Raw genomic sequence first — 16,840 nt, forward strand, 5'->3', positions numbered from 1 at the left:
TATTCGCATGCGCCGCGTCGTTATCACTGGTCTGGGCATTGTTTCGTGCCTGGGCAATGACAAAGAGACCGTCTCCGCTAACCTGCGTGCAAGCCGCCCTGGCATCCGGTTCAACCCGGAATATGCTGAAATGGGTCTGCGTAGCCAGGTTTCCGGCTCCATTGACCTCAACCTTGAAGAACTGATCGATCGCAAGATCTATCGCTTCGTCGGCCACGCGGCGGCATACGCCTACCTGGCCATGAAAGACGCCATCACTGACTCCGGCCTGACCGAAGAGCAAGTGTCCAACCCGCGTACCGGCCTGATCGCCGGATCCGGTGGCGCATCGACCCTGAACCAGATGGAAGCGCTGGACATCCTGCGCGAGAAAGGCGTCAAGCGCGTCGGCCCATACCGCGTAACGCGGACCATGAGCAGCACCGTTTCCGCTTGCCTGGCGACTCCGTTCAAGATCAAGGGTCTGAACTACTCCATCGCTTCTGCCTGCGCCACCAGTGCTCACTGCATCGGTACCGCCATGGAACAGATCCAGATGGGCAAGCAGGACATCGTGTTCGCCGGTGGCGGTGAAGAAGAGCATTGGAGCCAGTCGTTCCTGTTCGACGCAATGGGCGCCCTGTCCAGCAAGCGCAACGACACCCCGGAACAAGCTTCCCGTGCCTACGACGCCGACCGTGACGGTTTCGTCATCGCCGGCGGTGGCGGCATGGTCGTGGTTGAAGAGCTTGAACACGCTCTGGCCCGTGGCGCAAAAATCTACGCGGAAATCGTTGGCTACGGCGCGACCTCCGACGGTTACGACATGGTTGCCCCGAGTGGCGAAGGCGCGATCCGCTGCATGCAGCAGGCGCTGTCCACCGTCGACACCCCGATCGACTACCTGAACACCCACGGCACTTCGACCCCGGTCGGCGACGTCGCGGAAATGAAAGGTGTGCGTGAAGTGTTCGGCGACAAGGCTCCGGCCATCAGCTCCACCAAGAGCCTGTCGGGTCACTCCCTGGGCGCCGCCGGCGTTCACGAAGCGATCTACTGCATGCTGATGATGGAAGGCAACTTCATTGCCGGTTCCGCCAACATCGACGAGCTGGACCCTGAAGTGGCCGACCTGCCGGTGCTGACCAAGACCCGCGAAAACGCCACGATCAACACTGTGATGAGCAACAGCTTCGGTTTCGGTGGCACCAACGCCACGCTGGTACTGAAACGCTGGGAAGGCAAGTAATTCCCTGCCGCTGAGCCGCACAGAAAAACGCCCCGACTGGTTCGGGGCGTTTTTTTTTACTGAATAATGTGGCATCGCAAATCGCTTTTCGTAGGAGCCGGCTTGCTGGCGATGGCGTCCTCGAGAACGCCATCGCCGGCAAGCCGGGCTCCTACAGGTATGCATTTCAAGTCGGGAATTCATCAAGCCGAACATGAAGCATTTGTCATGAAACCAAACGCCCTGCGACCGAATGTCGCGGATTCCGTGGGCTGCAGCACTGTTGCCGTTTTTGCAAAAAACCCTTACCAAACTCAGTCATTTACTTAGCAAGCTATCAAACTCTATAACAGAGTCCTGCACATGCCTTGCTGCAGATAACAGAGATTGGAGCTAGCAGATGACTGTAAAAGTAACTGAACGCGACGATTCACATAAATCCCACGAAGGTGTAGCCGCCGGTATCCGTATCTGGGATGTCCATCAACAAGACCTGTTGGTGGGGATGTTCCACTCCGAAACCGATGCGCAGAACTACAAGGCCGAACTGGAAACTCTTGAGCAACGGCGCGAGCGGCGCTCCGCGTAATCACAGCATTGAAAACGACAAACCCCGCCATGAGCGGGGTTTGTCGTTTTTGCAGCCGTTAACGGCTTACCACATCAGATCATCAGGGATCTGATACGCCGCGTACGGATCGTCCTCGGCAGCGACCTCTTCGGTCTGCACATTCAATTGCACAATGCGCTGTGGGTCGCGCTCCTGGATCTTCAGCGCCGCTTCACGCGGAATCACTTCATAACCCCCGGCATGATGCACGATAGCCAGCGAGCCGCTGCTGAGCTTGTTACGCATCAGGGTGTTGACGCAGAGGCGCTTGACCTTCTTGTCGTCAACGAAGTTGTAGTAATCCTCGGTCGTCAGCTTCGGCAGTCGCGAGACTTCGATCAATTGCTTGACCTGCGCGGCACGGGCCTTGGCCTCAGCCTTCTCTTGCTGCTGGCGATTGAGCTCCTGGTCGCGCTTGACCTTCTCGGCCATGGCTTCCTGGGCTGCGCGCTGCTGCGAGTCATCCAGCTCGACCTGGCCTTTATGGGCCAGACGCTGCTGCTTCTGTTTGTCTTTGCTGACCTGCTTGGCCTGCTTCTGGTTGACCAGCCCTGCTTTGAGCAACTGGTCGCGAAGGGAAATGCTCATGGTGCTTATTACTCACTTAGGCAACTGCTCAACCGCAGCTGGGCATATTCTTTTCCTGACGTTTGGCTTCGCCCCACAGGGCGTCCAACTCTTCGAGGGTGCAATCTTCCATGGGACGGTGGGTGTCGCGCAATGCCTGTTCGATAAAACGGAAGCGTCGCTCGAACTTGCTGTTGGCGCCACGCAATGCGGTTTCCGGATCGACCTTGAGGTGACGCGCCAGATTGACCACCGAAAACAACAGGTCGCCAATCTCGTCGGCTACGGCCTCGGAATCATTTTCCGACATGGCTTCGAGGACTTCATCGAGTTCCTCGCGCACCTTGTCCAGCACCGGCAAGGCGTCCGGCCAGTCGAAACCGACCTGCCCTGCGCGTTTCTGCAATTTCGCCGAGCGTGACAGCGCTGGCAACGCGCCGGGCACGTCATCGAGCAACGACAGCTGTTCGGGTGCTGAAGACTTCTCGGCACGCTCCTCGGCCTTGATCTCTTCCCAGCGCTGTTTGACCTGTTCTTCACTCAGGTGCGGGACATCCAGCGGTGCGTAGAGATCGCCGGTGGGAAACACGTGGGGATGGCGACGGATCAGCTTGCGGGTGATGCTGTCGACCACACCGTCAAATTCGAAGCGACCTTCTTCCCGCGCCAACTGGCTGTAATAAACCACCTGGAACAGCAGATCACCCAATTCACCCTGCAGGTGATCGAAGTCACCGCGCTCAATGGCATCGGCCACTTCGTAGGCTTCTTCCAGGGTGTGCGGGACGATCGTTGCATAGGTTTGCTTGATGTCCCATGGGCAACCGTACTGCGGGTCGCGCAGGCGGTTCATGAGGTGAAGCAGGTCTGCAAGTGAATACATCGTTCAGTCTCTTTCCGCTCCCTGTAGGAGCGAGCTTGCTCGCGATGGACGTTAACGATGACGCGTTCAATCTGGATGAACGCGCCGTCCTCTGGCTCTTCGCGAGCAAGCTCGCTCCTACAGTAAAGCGCGCCTCTCAAGGTGTGCGGTTACGCCGGGTTTCGATGATGTTCGGCAACTGGGAAATCCGCCCCAGCAACCGCCCCAACGCGTCCAGCCCCGGAATCTCGATCGTCAGGGACATCAGCGCAGTGTTGTCCTCCTTGTTCGAGCGGGTGTTGACCGCCAGCACGTTGATCCGCTCGTTGAGCAGCACCTGCGAGACGTCACGCAGCAAACCGGAACGGTCGTAGGCGCGAATGACGATGTCCACCGGGTAGGTGAGCACCGGCACCGGGCCCCAGCTGACCTGGATGATTCGCTCTGGCTCACGCCCGCCCAGTTGCAACACCGAGGCACAGTCCTGGCGGTGAATACTCACGCCTCGGCCCTGGGTAATGTAACCGACGATGGCATCGCCCGGCAGTGGCTGGCAGCAACCGGCCATTTGCGTCATCAGGTTGCCCACACCCTGGATCTGGATGTCGCCGCGCTTGCCCGGTTTGTACCCGGTGGCTTTGCGCGGAATCAGCTCCAGCTGTTCATTGCCGCGTTCCGGCTCAACCAGTTGTTGTGCCAGGTTGACCAGTTGCGCCAGGCGCAAATCACCGGCACCGAGGGCCGCGAAAAGGTCGTCGGCGGTTTTCATGTTGGCCTTGTCGGCCAGCTTGTCGAAATCCACCGCCGGCAGACCGAGGCGATTGAGTTCGCGCTCAAGCAGGGTCTTACCGGCCGCGACGTTCTGGTCGCGCGCCTGCAGCTTGAACCAGTGGACGATTTTCGCCCGCGCCCGCGACGTGGTGACGTAGCCCAGGTTCGGGTTCAGCCAGTCGCGGCTTGGCGTGCCGTGCTTGCTGGTGATGATCTCGACCTGCTCACCGGTTTGCAGGCTGTAGTTGAGCGGCACGATGCGCCCGTTGATCTTGGCGCCACGGCAGTTGTGGCCGATTTCGGTGTGCACGCGGTAAGCAAAGTCCAGCGGCGTCGCGCCCTTGGGCAAGTCGATGGCGTGACCGTCCGGGGTGAAGATGTAGACCCGGTCGGGTTCGATATCAACCCGCAGCTGTTCCGCCAGGCCACCGATGTCGCCCAGCTCTTCATGCCACTCGAGCACCTGACGCAACCAGGAGATTTTCTCCTCGTAGTGATTGGACCCGGATTTGACGTCGGTGCCTTTGTACTTCCAGTGAGCACAAACCCCCAGCTCGGCTTCTTCGTGCATCGCGTGGGTGCGGATCTGCACTTCCAGCACCTTGCCCTCAGGCCCGATGACTGCGGTGTGCAGCGAGCGGTAGCCGTTTTCCTTGGGGTTGGCGATGTAGTCGTCAAACTCTTTCGGGATGTGCCGCCACAAGGTGTGGACGATACCGAGCGCGGTGTAGCAATCGCGCATTTCCGGCACCAGCACGCGAACGGCGCGCACGTCGTAGATCTGGCTGAACTCCAGACCCTTGCGCTGCATTTTGCGCCAGATCGAATAGATGTGTTTGGCCCGGCCACTGATGTCGGCATCGACACCGGTGGCCTGCAATTCGTTCTTCAGCTGGCTCATCACCTCGCTGATGAAGCGCTCGCGGTCCAGTCGCCGCTCATGGAGCAGCTTGGCGATCTGTTTGTACTGGTCAGGCTCAAGGTAACGGAAGGACAAGTCCTCCAGTTCCCACTTGATATGACCGATCCCCAAACGATGGGCCAGTGGCGCGTAGATGTCGAAGACTTCACGGGCCACGCGATTGCGCTTTTCGTCGTCGGCGGTTTTCACCGCACGGATCGCGCACGTGCGTTCGGCCAGTTTGATCAAAGCGACGCGCACGTCGTCGACCATCGCCACCAGCATCTTGCGCAGGTTTTCCACCTGGCCCTGCGTGCCCATCACCATGGACTTGCGTGGGCTCAGGCTGTCACTGATCGCCGCCATGCGTTGCACGCCGTCGATGAGTTTGGCGACCACGGGACCAAAGCGCTGGCTGACGGCCGGCAGCGGGATCTGATTTTCGCGCACGCCGCGATACAGGATCGCGGCGACCAGCGAATCCTGATCAAGCTTGAGGTCGGCGAGAATCTCGGCGATCTCAAGCCCGGTGCGGAAAGTCGAGTTGCCTTCCGACCACAGATTTTGTGCCGCATTGGCTTGCTGCTCAGCCTCGCGAGCGTACTCGCAGGCTTCTTTCAAGGCTTCGCGATCCAGTGCCAGATCGACACTTACCGCGTGATCGAGCCAAGCCTCGAGATTGATACTGCCGTCGGTGTTGATCGGCTGGTGTGCTCTCACCTGTACCATCTTGCTTACCTTCCCTACGACGCAGATTCAATGCGTCAAATCGCTGACCTTCGTTGCCCGTGCGCCCACGTCGGGCTGGTGCGCGGCTGCACGGGCGGGCCAGTCGGACCAGACGAGCATCCTAGCTCGCTTCAAATAACGCCATGGCCTCGACATGTGCCGTCTGAGGAAACATATCGAGAATCCCGGCACGTTTTAACCGGTAGCCCTGCTTGATCAATTCAACCGTGTCACGCGCCAGAGTTGCCGGGTTGCACGACACATACACCAACCGTTCGGCACCCAACGTCCTGAGCTTGCGCACGACCTCTAAAGCACCGTCACGCGGTGGGTCCAAGAGTACCGCACAAAAGCCTTCACGCGCCCATTCGGTGGCGGTCAAAGGCTGGGATAAATCGGCCTGAAAAAAGGTCGCGTTATGCAGATTATTGCTAGCCGCGTTCGCCGCTGCGCGATCAACCATCACTTGCACGCCTTCCACCGCCACCACTTCTCGCGCAGCCTTGGCCAGCGGCAAGGCAAAGTTGCCCAAACCACAAAACAGATCGAGAACGCGTTCATCCACCGTTGGCTTCAACCAGTCCAGCGCCTGGGCGACCATCGCTTCGTTGACCCCGGCGTTGACCTGGATGAAATCCCCCGGGCGGTAAGCCAGTTCGAGATCCCATTGCTCCAGACGATAGCCCAGCGACTGACCGGCCTCGACCGGTTGCGGCTCGCCGTCGCCATGCAGCCACAATTGGGCTTTATGGAACGCGCAGAATTCCTTGAGGATCGTCAGATCCGCCTCGGACAACGGCGCCATGTGCCGCAGCAGTACCGCCAACGATGAACCGCTGAACAATTCCACGTGCCCGAGCGCCTGAGGTTTACTCAAGCGCCGAAGCATCTCCGGCAAACGGGCCATGATCGGCTGCAAGGGCTGTACCAGCACCGGGCATTCATTGATGCCCACAATGTCCTGGCTACCGGCTGCGCGGAAACCGACCTCGAGTTTCTTCGCTTTAATGTCCCAGCGCACGGCGACTCGGGCGCGACGACGGTACGCGAATTCAGGGCCGCTCAATGGCGGCGCCCACTCGTCAGGCTCGACACCCGCGACCTTGGACAATTGCTCGGCAAGCATGCGCTGTTTCAGGGCGAGTTGTTCGTTATGAGGTAGATGCTGAACACTGCAACCGCCGCAGCGACCGGCGTGGGCGCATGGCGCCGGGCGGCGCAATTGGCTGGCCGTGAAAACCCGCTCGGTGCGCGCCTCGACCACTTTACCGTGGGCGCCAAGCACACGCGCCTCGATCTCTTCACCGGCCAATGCGCCGATGACGAACCAGGTACGGCCTTCGAAAAACGCGATCCCGCGACCGTCGTTGGCCAAACGCTCAATGGTCAGGCGCTGCTTTTTTCCGGTCGGGACTTGCGGGGTCTTGCTGCCGCCGGTGGGCTGGAAGCGCAGGCCTCTCTCATGCTTGGCCATCAGTTGGGCGCGTCGAAAATGCCGGTCGACAAGTAACGGTCGCCACGGTCGCAGATGATCGCCACGATCACCGCGTTTTCGACTTCTTTGGACAGACGCAACATCGCTGCCACGGCACCGCCCGAGGACACACCACAGAAAATACCTTCTTCGCGAGCGAGTCGACGGGTCACGTCTTCGGCTTCGCTTTGCGCCATGTCGACGATCCGGTCCACGCGATCAGCCTGGTAGATCTTCGGCAGGTATTCGTGGGGCCAGCGACGGATGCCCGGAATCGCCGAGCCTTCCATGGGTTGCAGGCCGATGATCTGCACGTTGTCGTTCTGCTCTTTCAAGTAGCGCGAAACGCCCATGATGGTGCCGGTGGTGCCCATGGAACTGACGAAATGAGTGATGGAACCTTCGGTCTGGCGCCAGATTTCCGGGCCGGTGGTGGTGTAGTGCGCCTCCGGGTTGTCGCCGTTGGCGAACTGATCCAGCACCTTGCCGCGGCCTTCCGCTTCCATTCGTTGAGCGAGGTCGCGGGCGCCTTCCATGCCTTCTTCCTGGCTGACCAGAATCAGTTCGGCGCCATAAGCAGTCATGGCAGCCTTGCGTTCAGCGCTGGAGTTGTCGGGCATGATCAGGATCATCTTGTAACCCTTGATCGCGGCGGCCATGGCCAACGCAATCCCGGTATTACCCGAGGTCGCTTCGATCAGCGTATCGCCGGCATGGATCTGCCCGCGCAATTCGGCGCGGGTGATCATCGACAGCGCCGGACGGTCCTTGACCGAACCCGCCGGGTTGTTCCCTTCGAGCTTGAGCAAAAGGGTATTGCTGGTGGCGCCGGGCAGGCGCTGTAAACGGACCAGCGGAGTGTTGCCGACGCAATCGGCGATGGTTGGGTACTGCAAGGTCATGGCGTATTCGCAATCCAGACTGCGGGGGCGCCTATCATACCGGCAAACCTCGCAAGGCCATATCACGCAAAGTGCGGTGCTTATGGCTTATGGGAATAAGGGCGGGTTCACGGTGAATCGAGTGGCCTCATAGAGCGCACGCGTCGATCTGCTCTCGCTGCTTTTTCCTCGATGAAAGCGAGCGGTAACAAATCGCCGCCAAAAAAAGCCATTCTCTGTAAGAAAAAAGAACCCAGCCATCGGACATTTCCTGCGCCTTGCAACAGCATGCATGAACTGGTGCCCATCCAATGCAGCAGATAATCTTTTTCAATAACCCGACAGGCAAAACAGCAGCCGGGTCATAGAGTGACGAGCAAGCACTGCAACGCTCACTCACACAACCTTGCCAAGCTGGCATTTACCTCAAGGAAGAAAACAAATGAAATCTTTAATTGCCCTCCCTCTCGCCGCGATAATGCTAATGGCCGGCCACGCTTCTGCTGCCTGCCTTTACATTCAAAACACCTACAGCGGAACGGTGCCTGCCAATTCGAAAATTGTTGTCCAGGGACCATTCACCATCACAGGTGCAAATGGCTGTCGAGGGGCAAACATCTCCTCAACGATCACTGCCTTGGGTGTTGGCTCACCCCCACAACTTGTTATTGAAAAACTGGAGGGGTCAACATGAAAACATCTTGACGGCGGTTATCGCAGCACCGCTTCGGCACTTGGTTCGTCTGGTATTTATCGGGTTCGCCATATTAACGATCAAAACGTGGCCAAAGGGTATTCCGGCACTACGCGTTACGGACGATAAGCTGTAAACATGCCGGTGCCCTTCAGTTCTACCCCAGGGCACCGGCCATCTCAGACTTCAATGCTGACAAAAAGGTCGCTTTGAGCCGAATTCACAAAATAAGAGAGCGCGCCCAAGACTTGATTGACTTGAATCAAACCTTTGGTGTACTCCTTAAAGCCCGGGGTCCCTGCTGCCAGCGTTTCTTCAAGCATCTGATTGAACATAGCTATCGCGTTGAACTTCACATCTTTTCCAGTTTGATGACCACGCTCATCATACGCCCCATTACCCGTCGAAAAAATAAGCGACGCACTATCATTTATCAGACCATTTTCATGAAGCAAAAAACTGACCATTGCAAGTTCTCTGGTACTGATCGATGTAAAGTCATACTCCTTGATCGACTCCTTCAGTTCAGCCATTGACAGTGCCCCCGTGTGACCCAGCGTCTCCACAGCGTCATCGGCATTCGACTTCGTGAATTTGTTAGTCACCTCGAAAGGGTTTTTTTAATCGAGTAGGCATCCCACTTCGTTGATAAGGCTGGATAATTAACAGGCATCAAATATCTCCTTGGTTTTTGTTTTCAGCTGGGTATCGCCAGCCAAATTGAAAGCTTTAGAGCAAGCACACTGTGAAGATATTTCTAACTGTCTCAAAAAATCGCAACAATGATCAGTGACTCTCTCACCCTACAAAACAGCACAACGACAACTGTAGGAAACATCTGAAAATGCATAACCCACGAACAACTAGTTAAAGATTATTCCGAACTTTCCTACATAAAATGGCGAGCAACACCAACTTGCCAACAGCGACGGCATGCAACTACCCAAAGCGTTGAGACACCGCCCTAAACCGGGATCCTTTGGGACTGAAACTCTGGCGCAACTGAATCAGACGCTGAAAGCTGATAAGCCAAAACACGAATATTCAGACGCAACCCGGTCCCGGTGTTCTGCGCCCACAAGCTCCCACCCTGACGTCGCACTGCATTTGCAGCGATGCTCAAGCCCAGGCCAAACCCACCATCCCCTGGCCGCGAGCCATCAAGTCGGGTAAACGGTAAAAAGATCCGCTCCAGATCGGCTTCAGCCACGCCGCCGCCCTGATCTTCCAGCCACAGGTGCCAGAATTTTCCATCACGCTGCCCGCCCAGCTGGACAACGCCACCATCGGGGGAATGACGAATAGCGTTGCGCAGGATGTTTTCCAACGCCTGGGCCAAGGTGTTGAGGTGACCGCGAACCCAGCAGGAGGAATCCACTGAACACTGGAAACGGGAGGCCGGCCAGCCACTTTCATAGCAGGCGTTTTCGGTGAGCATTTCCCACAGAGCCTGGATCTGGATCGCTTCGTCGGGCAATCGGGTGCGCTCCGTGTCGAGCCAGGCCAGTTGCAGTGTGTCTTCCACCAGCCGTTGCATGCCATCGACTTCGCGGCCGATACGTTCGCGCAATTGCTCCAGGCCTTGCTCGCTTTCACTGGCCACCCGCAGACGACTCAAAGGCGTGCGCAACTCATGGGACAAGTCGCGCAAAAGCTGCTGCTGCAATGCCACGGTGGTTTGCAGGCGTTCGGACATGTGATCGAACGCCCTGCCCAGCTCACCGAGCTCATCCGATCGATTGGTGGTCCGGGTCGACAACCGCACATTGAGCTGATCGGCACGCCAGGCGTTGGCCTGTGCACGCAGGCTGTTGAGCGGCACCACCAGCAGACGATACAGACCGACGCATAACAGCAAGGTAAACAGGCCCGGAATCACGCCGTTGGTGATCACTCGCCAGAAAACCCGATAGTGACCGGGCACAAAGCGCTGGGGCAGCTCGATGACCAGACTGCCGGCAGAGGCGTCGCCGGGAAACGGCACTCGCATCCATGGCCGGCCTTTCTTGTGGATCGGCCAATCGAGGCCACGCAGAAAGGTCAGGTGTTCAATATCCTTATCCGTCAGCGGCTGGTTACTCAAAGACTGCAAATCACCGCCAATGACGCCGACCCAGCCTTTTTCCCGCTCAGACATGCCGTGCAGCCAGTCATCGACCCCGTCACTCTGGCGCTGCTGCCACGCCTGTTCGGCTTCGGCGGCATAAGCGGTCAACGTGCCTCGGGCCACATCGGAGAGGAACTGATTTCGCTGCTCCATGTAACGGCCCCATGACCAACTCAGCCAGATCATCAACAGACAGAACGCCACCAGCAAACAGGCCAGCTTCCAGAACAGCGAATGCCGGCCCGGCAAGTTACATTTCATCGCTGGCACTCAGGATGTAGCCCTTGCCCCAGACCGTACGCACCTCGCGCTCGGTGTAACCGATGGCCTTGAGTTTGCGACGGATTTGACTGATGTGCATGTCCAGGCTGCGGTCATGGGCCGCATAACCGCGCTGCAATACGTGCTGATAAAGGAAGGCTTTGCTCAGGACTTCGTCGACGCTGCGATACAGCGTATCCAGCAGCCGATACTCGCTGCGAGTCAGGCCGGCAGGCCGCTCGCCATAAATGACATCGAAACACGCATCATCGAAACGCAGACTGTCCAACGCTGGCACAACGTTTACCGGAGCCGGTCGACGATCAAGGGCCACTCGCCGCAGAATGGCTTCGATGCGCACCCGCAATTCCGCCATGCTGAATGGCTTGGGCAGGTAATCGTCGGCACCGAGTCGAAAGCCGCTGATGCGATCCGCCTCCGCCCCCAGGGCCGACATCAGCAATACCGGGGTGGAATGGCTCTGGCGCAGTTGAGTCAGTACCGCCAGGCCGTCCATGCCGGGCAACAGGATGTCCATCAACACCACATCGAACGGTTGCTCGCGGGCCATCGTCAGGCCTTCCTGACCGTTCTGACACCAGGTGACCTGGAAGCCGCTGCGGTCAAGATGCTCATGAACATAAGCACCGAGCACCAGGTCGTCTTCGATAGAAAGGATTCGGGGAAGGCTGGCAGCGATGGGAGTCATGACTATCTGCAAATAATTCTCAGTTGAGCGATTATTCAAGATTGCTTCGCCAGGGGCAACCCAAGGTTGGCCCCTTTCGGATATCCAGTACACAGACCGACGAACGACGGTGGACAATTTTACGAGGATTGCCTGCATGCAAATCGCTACACTGCGCACGTGGTGTTTGCCGCACGCAAGTGCAGGTCAATGAATAGCGGGATGCAGGAGAGAGGCGTGCTCAAGAAACTGGGGATTAAAGGCCGTGTGTTGTTGCTGACCCTGTTGCCGACCAGCCTGATGGCGTTGGTGCTGGGCGGTTACTTCACCTGGATGCAACAGTCCGACCTGCAGACCCAACTCATGCAACGCGGCGAGATGATCACCGAGCAACTCGCCCCATTGGTGGCCCCGGCCCTGGGCCACCAGGACAACGAGTTGCTGGAGCGCATCGCCACGCAAGCTCTGGAACAGGTCGACGTACGCGCCGTCACCCTCCTCGCTCCCGACCGAACCCCGCTCGCCCACGCCGGCCCGAGCATGCTCAATCAATCGCCATTGGGTAACGGAACCCAAATGCTCCATCGCAGCGGCAGTGATGCAACCCGCTACCTGCTGCCTGTGTTCGGCAAACATCGCAACCTGGCCGCAGAAGTGGTTCCCGAGGAGTCCGGGCGTTTACTGGGCTGGGTCGAACTGGAGCTGTCCCACAATGGCATGCTGTTGCGCGGCTATCGCAGCCTGTTCGCCAGCCTGATGATGATCGCAGTGGGGTTGCTGGGCGCGGCGCTGTTGGCCTTACGCATGGGCCGCAGCATCAATCGACCGCTGAGCCAGATCACGCAAGCCGTGACCCAGCTCAAGGACGGACACCTGGAAACCCGCTTGCCACCGCTTGGCAACCAGGAACTCGATGAACTGGCGTCCGGTATCAACCGCATGGCCAGCACCCTGCAAAATGCCCAGGAAGAATTGCAGCACAGCATCGACCAGGCCACCGAAGACGTGCGCCAGAACCTTGAAACCATTGAAATCCAGAACATCGAACTGGACCTGGCGCGCAAGGAAGCTCTGGAAGCGAGCCGAATCAAGTCCGAATTCCTGGCCAACATGAGCCATGAAATCCGCACCCCACTCAATGGCATTCTTGGTTTCACTCATCTTTTGCAAAAAAGCGAGCTGACCCCGCGCCAACTCGATTACCTGGGCACCATCGAAAAATCCGCCGACAGCCTGCTGGGGATCATCAACGAAATTCTCGACTTCTCGAAAATCGAGGCCGGTAAACTGGTGCTCGACCATATTCCGTTCAACCTGCGTGACCTGCTGCAAGACACCTTGACGATTCTGGCCCCCGCCGCCCACGCCAAACAGCTGGAACTGGTGAGCCTGGTCTATCGCGACACGCCGCTGTCTTTGGTGGGCGATCCGCTGCGTCTCAAGCAAATTCTCACTAATCTGGTGAGCAATGCGATCAAGTTCACCCGCGAAGGCACCATCGTCGCCCGCGCCATGCTCGAAGAGGATCGCGAAGACAGCGTACAACTGCGCATCAGTATTCAGGACACCGGCATCGGGCTGTCGAACCAGGATGTGCGCGCCTTGTTCCAGGCGTTCAGTCAGGCGGACAACTCGCTGTCGCGACAACCCGGCGGTACCGGGCTGGGGCTGGTGATCTCAAAGCGCCTGATCGAGCAAATGGGCGGCGAGATCGGCGTCGAGAGCACACCGGGCGAAGGCTCTGAATTCTGGATCAGCCTGAGTTTGCCAAAAACCCGGGACGACGCTGAAGACTTACCCTCGGCGCCGTTGTTCGGGCGCCGGGTGGCGGTGCTGGAGAACCACGAACTGGCGCGCCAGGCGTTGCAACATCAACTGGAAGATTGCGGCCTCTCGGTCACCCTGTTCAATACCCTGGAAAGCCTGACCAACGGCGTCACCAGCGCTCATCAAACCGATCAGGCCATCGATCTGGCCGTGCTGGGGATCACCAGCAACAACATGCCTCCGGAACGACTCAATCAGCACATCTGGGATCTCGAGCACCTGGGCTGCAAGGTGCTGGTACTGTGTCCTACCACGGAACAAACGCTGTTTCATCTCTCGGTGCCCAACCCCCATAGCCAACTCCAGGCCAAACCGGCCTGCACGCGCAAACTGCGGCGTTCGTTGTCCGACCTGGTCAACCCGCGCCCCGTGCGCAGCGGTCCGGGCGAACCGTTGTCCAGCCGCGCACCGAAAGTTTTGTGTGTCGACGACAACCCGGCCAACCTGCTGCTGGTGCAGACCCTGCTCGAAGACATGGGCGCCAAGGTGCTGGCCGTCGATAGCGGTTACGCCGCCATCAAAGCAGTGCAGAACGAGACGTTCGATCTGGTGCTGATGGACGTGCAAATGCCCGGCATGGATGGTCGCCAGAGCACCGAGGCGATCCGACAATGGGAAAGTGAACGGCATTGCACGCCGCTGCCCATCGTCGCGCTCACCGCACACGCCATGGCCAACGAAAAACGCGCATTGCTGCAAAGCGGCATGGACGACTACCTGACCAAACCCATCAGCGAACGACAACTGGCACAGGTCGTCCTGAAGTGGAGCGGCCTGGCGCTGCGCAACCATGGTCCTGAGCGTTCCAGCGATGGCCCCGCGGGCGGCCATGACCTGTTGGTGCTCGACCATGAAGAAGGATTGCGCCTGGCGGCCGGCAAGGCTGACCTGGCAGCGGATATGCTGGCAATGCTGCTCGCCTCCCTTGAGGCCGACCGCGAAGCCATTCGTCTGGCCCAGCAAAGTAATGACCACAATGCCCTGATCGAGCGGGTTCATCGCCTGCATGGCGCGACTCGTTATTGCGGCGTTCCGCAACTGCGCGCCGCCTGCCAGCGCAGCGAAACCCTGCTCAAGCAGCAAGATCCAAAAGCCCGCGCGGCGCTCGATGAACTCGACCGGGCGATCAATCGTCTGGCAGCCCAGGCGCGCATGAATGCTTGATGCAAGGCAACGGCGTTGCTCCAACATCAGCATAAGCTCACCGCAAACTCTGCAGGAGCTGGCTTGCCAGCGAAATCGGCCTCAGGAATAACGTAACGCTTGAGGTTCTCATCGCCGACATGCCGGCTCCTGCTGGAACAGGACACAGGGGAAATCATGCGTACGATTCTATTCAGCAGCCAGACCTACGACCGCGACAGCTTTCTCGGTGCCGAACCTGCGGGCAGCATCGAACTGCATTTCCAGACGGCACGGCTGAGCCTCGATACCGCAGCGCTGGCCCGAGGTTACGAGGTAGTCTGCGCCTTCATCAATGACGATCTCAGCGCACCGGTGCTCGAATGCCTGGCCGCAGGTGGCACTCGCCTGATCGCCTTGCGCTCGGCCGGCTTCAACCACGTCGACCTGCCTGCCGCAAAACGCTTGGGATTGGCCATCGTACGCGTCCCAGCCTATTCGCCCCATGCCGTCGCCGAACATGCGGTGGCGCTGATCCTGGCCCTCAACCGACGCCTGCACCGTGCCTACAACCGCACCCGCGAGGGGGATTTCAGGCTTCAGGGATTGACCGGTTTCGATCTGGTGGGCAAGACCGTCGGCGTGGTCGGCACCGGGCAGATCGGTGCGACCTTCGCAAAAATCATGAACGGGTTCGGCTGCCAACTGTTAGCCTACGACCCCTACCCCAATCCTCAGGTCGAAGCCCTTGGTGCACGTTACCTGAGCTTGCCGCAGCTGCTGGCGCAGGCGCAGATCATCAGCCTGCACTGCCCGCTCAACGAACAGAGCAAACACCTGATCAATCGCGAGTCGCTGGCGCACATGCAGCCCGGCGCCATGTTGATCAATACCGGACGTGGCGGCCTGGTGGACACGCCGGCGCTGATCGACGCCTTGAAGGACGGTCGCCTGGGTTATCTGGGGCTGGATGTGTATGAAGAGGAAGCGCAAATCTTCTTCGAGGACCGTTCCGACCTCCCCTTGCAGGACGACGTGCTCGCGCGTCTGCTGACCTTTCCTAACGTGATCGTCACCGCGCACCAGGCCTTCCTGACCCGCGAAGCCCTGGACGCGATTGCCACCACCACCCTGCAGAACATCGCCGCCTGGGCAGCGGGCAAGGCACAAAATCAGGTCGAGGGCGACTGAAACGGATCGAAGGTCAGCCGCCTGCAATATGTCGCGTGCAAGCCCGTGCTAGCATATCGCGCATATTTGGAGGACCCATGGTCGAACACGATTTCCGCTACAGCCTGATGAACCCGCAACACACCCTCACCGAATGCCGCGCCCTGGTGCCGGGGCGCTATCAAGTCACCGGCAACGGTGGTTCGATTCGCAACAATGACGTGCTGGTCGTGACGCTCAAAGGCGCCAGGGACTTGTCCATGCGCCTGACGGTCGAAACGGTTCGCCATCTGATCAATCCGCCGGGCCAATGGGTCGCGGTCGCCAGTGGGCCGGTATTCGGCGAACTGGCAATCCACACCTGGCAGGTGAACTGTGACAGCTGCGCCAAAGAACTGAGCTTCGAGTTCGCGGTGGACGCCAAACTAGGCAACAAGGCCGAAAAACCGGCCGCCACCACGCGCATTGCCGAGTTGGGCTGGACCACTGTTGGCGAGAAGCACCTGTGCCCGAAATGCCAGGAGCCTGCGTGATGAAACGCCTTGCTCTGACCGGAATGGTCGGTGCCAGCCTGATGGGCTGCGCCGCCGATCCGGTGCCATTGCAACAAAACCGCAGCTACATTCTGGAATGGATCGGCGAGCGGCCACTGATGGATTACAGCCACCTGACCATCACCCTCGGTGAAGACGGTCGCGCCTACGGCAACGGCGGCTGCAACCACTGGTTCGCACCCTACACCCTAGAAGGCCACAAGCTGAGCTTCGGCAAAATCGGCAGCACCCGCAAGCTCTGTGTGCCAGCGTTGATGGAGCAGGAAAAACGCTTCCTTCAGGCGCTGGAAAACGTGCAGCGCTGGGATGTTTCGCCGATCGACCAGATGCGCTTCTGGCCCGCCGAAGGCCAGCCGTTGCGTTGGTGGCTCGAAGAGGGTTGATCCCTTCGCAACCATCGAAACCTGTAGGAGCC

At 59.0% G+C, this 16,840-nt stretch carries 15 protein-coding genes; 7 read left to right on the top strand and 8 right to left on the bottom strand.

Annotated features, from left to right (window positions below):
- Positions 1–7: 7 nt before the first annotated feature.
- Positions 8–1,228, top strand: a complete 1,221-nt coding sequence (gene fabB, locus AD668_RS21585; protein ID WP_015096439.1) for a beta-ketoacyl-ACP synthase I — start codon at positions 8–10, stop codon at positions 1,226–1,228.
- A 379-nt stretch (positions 1,229–1,607) separates the two neighbouring features.
- Complete coding sequence (locus tag AD668_RS21590; RefSeq protein ID WP_053162005.1) at positions 1,608–1,796, top strand: hypothetical protein; 189 nt, start codon at positions 1,608–1,610, stop codon at positions 1,794–1,796.
- Between the two features lie 66 nt (positions 1,797–1,862).
- Here AD668_RS21590 and AD668_RS21595 read toward each other — a convergent pair whose 3' ends face one another.
- The 5 genes from AD668_RS21595 to cysM all read right to left on the bottom strand — a co-directional run bounded on the left by AD668_RS21595 (position 1,863) and on the right by cysM (position 8,023).
- A complete protein-coding gene (locus AD668_RS21595) occupies positions 1,863–2,405 on the bottom strand; it encodes a DUF2058 domain-containing protein (RefSeq protein WP_053162007.1) in 543 nt (180 codons plus the stop codon).
- A gap of 28 nt (positions 2,406–2,433) precedes the next feature.
- Positions 2,434–3,267, bottom strand: a complete 834-nt coding sequence (mazG, locus tag AD668_RS21600) for a nucleoside triphosphate pyrophosphohydrolase (protein ID WP_053162008.1) — start codon at positions 3,265–3,267, stop codon at positions 2,434–2,436.
- Positions 3,268–3,403: 136 nt separating this feature from the next.
- The gene (relA, locus tag AD668_RS21605; protein WP_053162010.1) at positions 3,404–5,647 is read right to left on the bottom strand and encodes a GTP diphosphokinase; all 2,244 of its coding nucleotides are present in this window, start codon (positions 5,645–5,647) and stop codon (positions 3,404–3,406) included.
- A gap of 121 nt (positions 5,648–5,768) precedes the next feature.
- On the bottom strand, positions 5,769–7,121 hold the full coding sequence (gene rlmD, locus AD668_RS21610) for a 23S rRNA (uracil(1939)-C(5))-methyltransferase RlmD (RefSeq protein WP_053162012.1): 1,353 nt from the start codon (positions 7,119–7,121) through the stop codon (positions 5,769–5,771).
- Complete coding sequence (gene cysM, locus AD668_RS21615; protein ID WP_053162014.1) at positions 7,121–8,023, bottom strand: cysteine synthase CysM; 903 nt, start codon at positions 8,021–8,023, stop codon at positions 7,121–7,123. Before cysM ends, rlmD begins: the two co-directional genes overlap by 1 nt.
- A 421-nt stretch (positions 8,024–8,444) precedes the next feature.
- Between cysM and AD668_RS29575 the strand changes: the two genes are divergently transcribed.
- Positions 8,445–8,696, top strand: a complete 252-nt coding sequence (locus AD668_RS29575; protein ID WP_156322384.1) for a hypothetical protein — start codon at positions 8,445–8,447, stop codon at positions 8,694–8,696.
- A gap of 179 nt (positions 8,697–8,875) precedes the next feature.
- On the opposite strand, the gene AD668_RS21620 is transcribed toward AD668_RS29575, so the two are convergent.
- From AD668_RS21620 to AD668_RS21630, 3 genes are all read right to left on the bottom strand, one after another.
- Positions 8,876–9,229: a hypothetical protein gene (locus AD668_RS21620; protein WP_053162016.1), complete on the bottom strand. Its 354-nt coding sequence runs from the start codon at positions 9,227–9,229 to the stop codon at positions 8,876–8,878.
- 431 nt (positions 9,230–9,660) lie between these two features.
- Entirely contained in the window at positions 9,661–11,064 is a 1,404-nt protein-coding gene (locus AD668_RS21625) for a sensor histidine kinase (protein WP_053162018.1), read from the bottom strand.
- Positions 11,054–11,773: a response regulator transcription factor gene (locus AD668_RS21630; RefSeq protein ID WP_053162020.1), complete on the bottom strand. Its 720-nt coding sequence runs from the start codon at positions 11,771–11,773 to the stop codon at positions 11,054–11,056. Before AD668_RS21630 ends, AD668_RS21625 begins: the two co-directional genes overlap by 11 nt.
- A 216-nt stretch (positions 11,774–11,989) precedes the next feature.
- Here AD668_RS21630 and AD668_RS21635 point away from each other — a divergent pair, with 216 nt between their 5' ends.
- The 4 genes from AD668_RS21635 (at position 11,990) to AD668_RS21650 (ending at position 16,808) form a co-directional block, all read left to right on the top strand.
- Positions 11,990–14,743 (top strand): response regulator, encoded by a 2,754-nt coding sequence (locus AD668_RS21635; protein WP_053162022.1) that lies wholly within the window; start codon positions 11,990–11,992, stop codon positions 14,741–14,743.
- A gap of 156 nt (positions 14,744–14,899) precedes the next feature.
- Positions 14,900–15,892 (top strand): 2-hydroxyacid dehydrogenase, encoded by a 993-nt coding sequence (locus AD668_RS21640; RefSeq protein ID WP_053162024.1) that lies wholly within the window; start codon positions 14,900–14,902, stop codon positions 15,890–15,892.
- A gap of 77 nt (positions 15,893–15,969) precedes the next feature.
- Positions 15,970–16,404: a hypothetical protein gene (locus AD668_RS21645; protein WP_053162026.1), complete on the top strand. Its 435-nt coding sequence runs from the start codon at positions 15,970–15,972 to the stop codon at positions 16,402–16,404.
- Entirely contained in the window at positions 16,404–16,808 is a 405-nt protein-coding gene (locus AD668_RS21650) for an META domain-containing protein (protein ID WP_053162028.1), read from the top strand. Before AD668_RS21645 ends, AD668_RS21650 begins: the two co-directional genes overlap by 1 nt.
- Positions 16,809–16,840 lie beyond the last annotated feature (32 nt).

This window comes from Pseudomonas sp. P1.8, from assembly GCF_001269805.1.
In the GTDB taxonomy this organism is placed as follows: Bacteria; Pseudomonadota; Gammaproteobacteria; order Pseudomonadales; family Pseudomonadaceae; genus Aquipseudomonas.

Coding starts and splice junctions, on each gene's coding strand:
- fabB (WP_015096439.1), top strand. CDS start 8: ATGCGCCGCGTCGTTATCACTGGTCTGGGCATTGTTTCGTGCCTGGGC.
- AD668_RS21590 (WP_053162005.1), top strand. CDS start 1,608: ATGACTGTAAAAGTAACTGAACGCGACGATTCACATAAATCCCACGAA.
- AD668_RS21595 (WP_053162007.1), bottom strand. CDS start 2,405: ATGAGCATTTCCCTTCGCGACCAGTTGCTCAAAGCAGGGCTGGTCAAC.
- mazG (WP_053162008.1), bottom strand. CDS start 3,267: ATGTATTCACTTGCAGACCTGCTTCACCTCATGAACCGCCTGCGCGAC.
- relA (WP_053162010.1), bottom strand. CDS start 5,647: ATGGTACAGGTGAGAGCACACCAGCCGATCAACACCGACGGCAGTATC.
- rlmD (WP_053162012.1), bottom strand. CDS start 7,121: ATGGCCAAGCATGAGAGAGGCCTGCGCTTCCAGCCCACCGGCGGCAGC.
- cysM (WP_053162014.1), bottom strand. CDS start 8,023: ATGACCTTGCAGTACCCAACCATCGCCGATTGCGTCGGCAACACTCCG.
- AD668_RS29575 (WP_156322384.1), top strand. CDS start 8,445: ATGAAATCTTTAATTGCCCTCCCTCTCGCCGCGATAATGCTAATGGCC.
- AD668_RS21620 (WP_053162016.1), bottom strand. CDS start 9,229: ATGGCTGAACTGAAGGAGTCGATCAAGGAGTATGACTTTACATCGATC.
- AD668_RS21625 (WP_053162018.1), bottom strand. CDS start 11,064: ATGAAATGTAACTTGCCGGGCCGGCATTCGCTGTTCTGGAAGCTGGCC.
- AD668_RS21630 (WP_053162020.1), bottom strand. CDS start 11,773: ATGACTCCCATCGCTGCCAGCCTTCCCCGAATCCTTTCTATCGAAGAC.
- AD668_RS21640 (WP_053162024.1), top strand. CDS start 14,900: ATGCGTACGATTCTATTCAGCAGCCAGACCTACGACCGCGACAGCTTT.
- AD668_RS21645 (WP_053162026.1), top strand. CDS start 15,970: ATGGTCGAACACGATTTCCGCTACAGCCTGATGAACCCGCAACACACC.
- AD668_RS21650 (WP_053162028.1), top strand. CDS start 16,404: ATGAAACGCCTTGCTCTGACCGGAATGGTCGGTGCCAGCCTGATGGGC.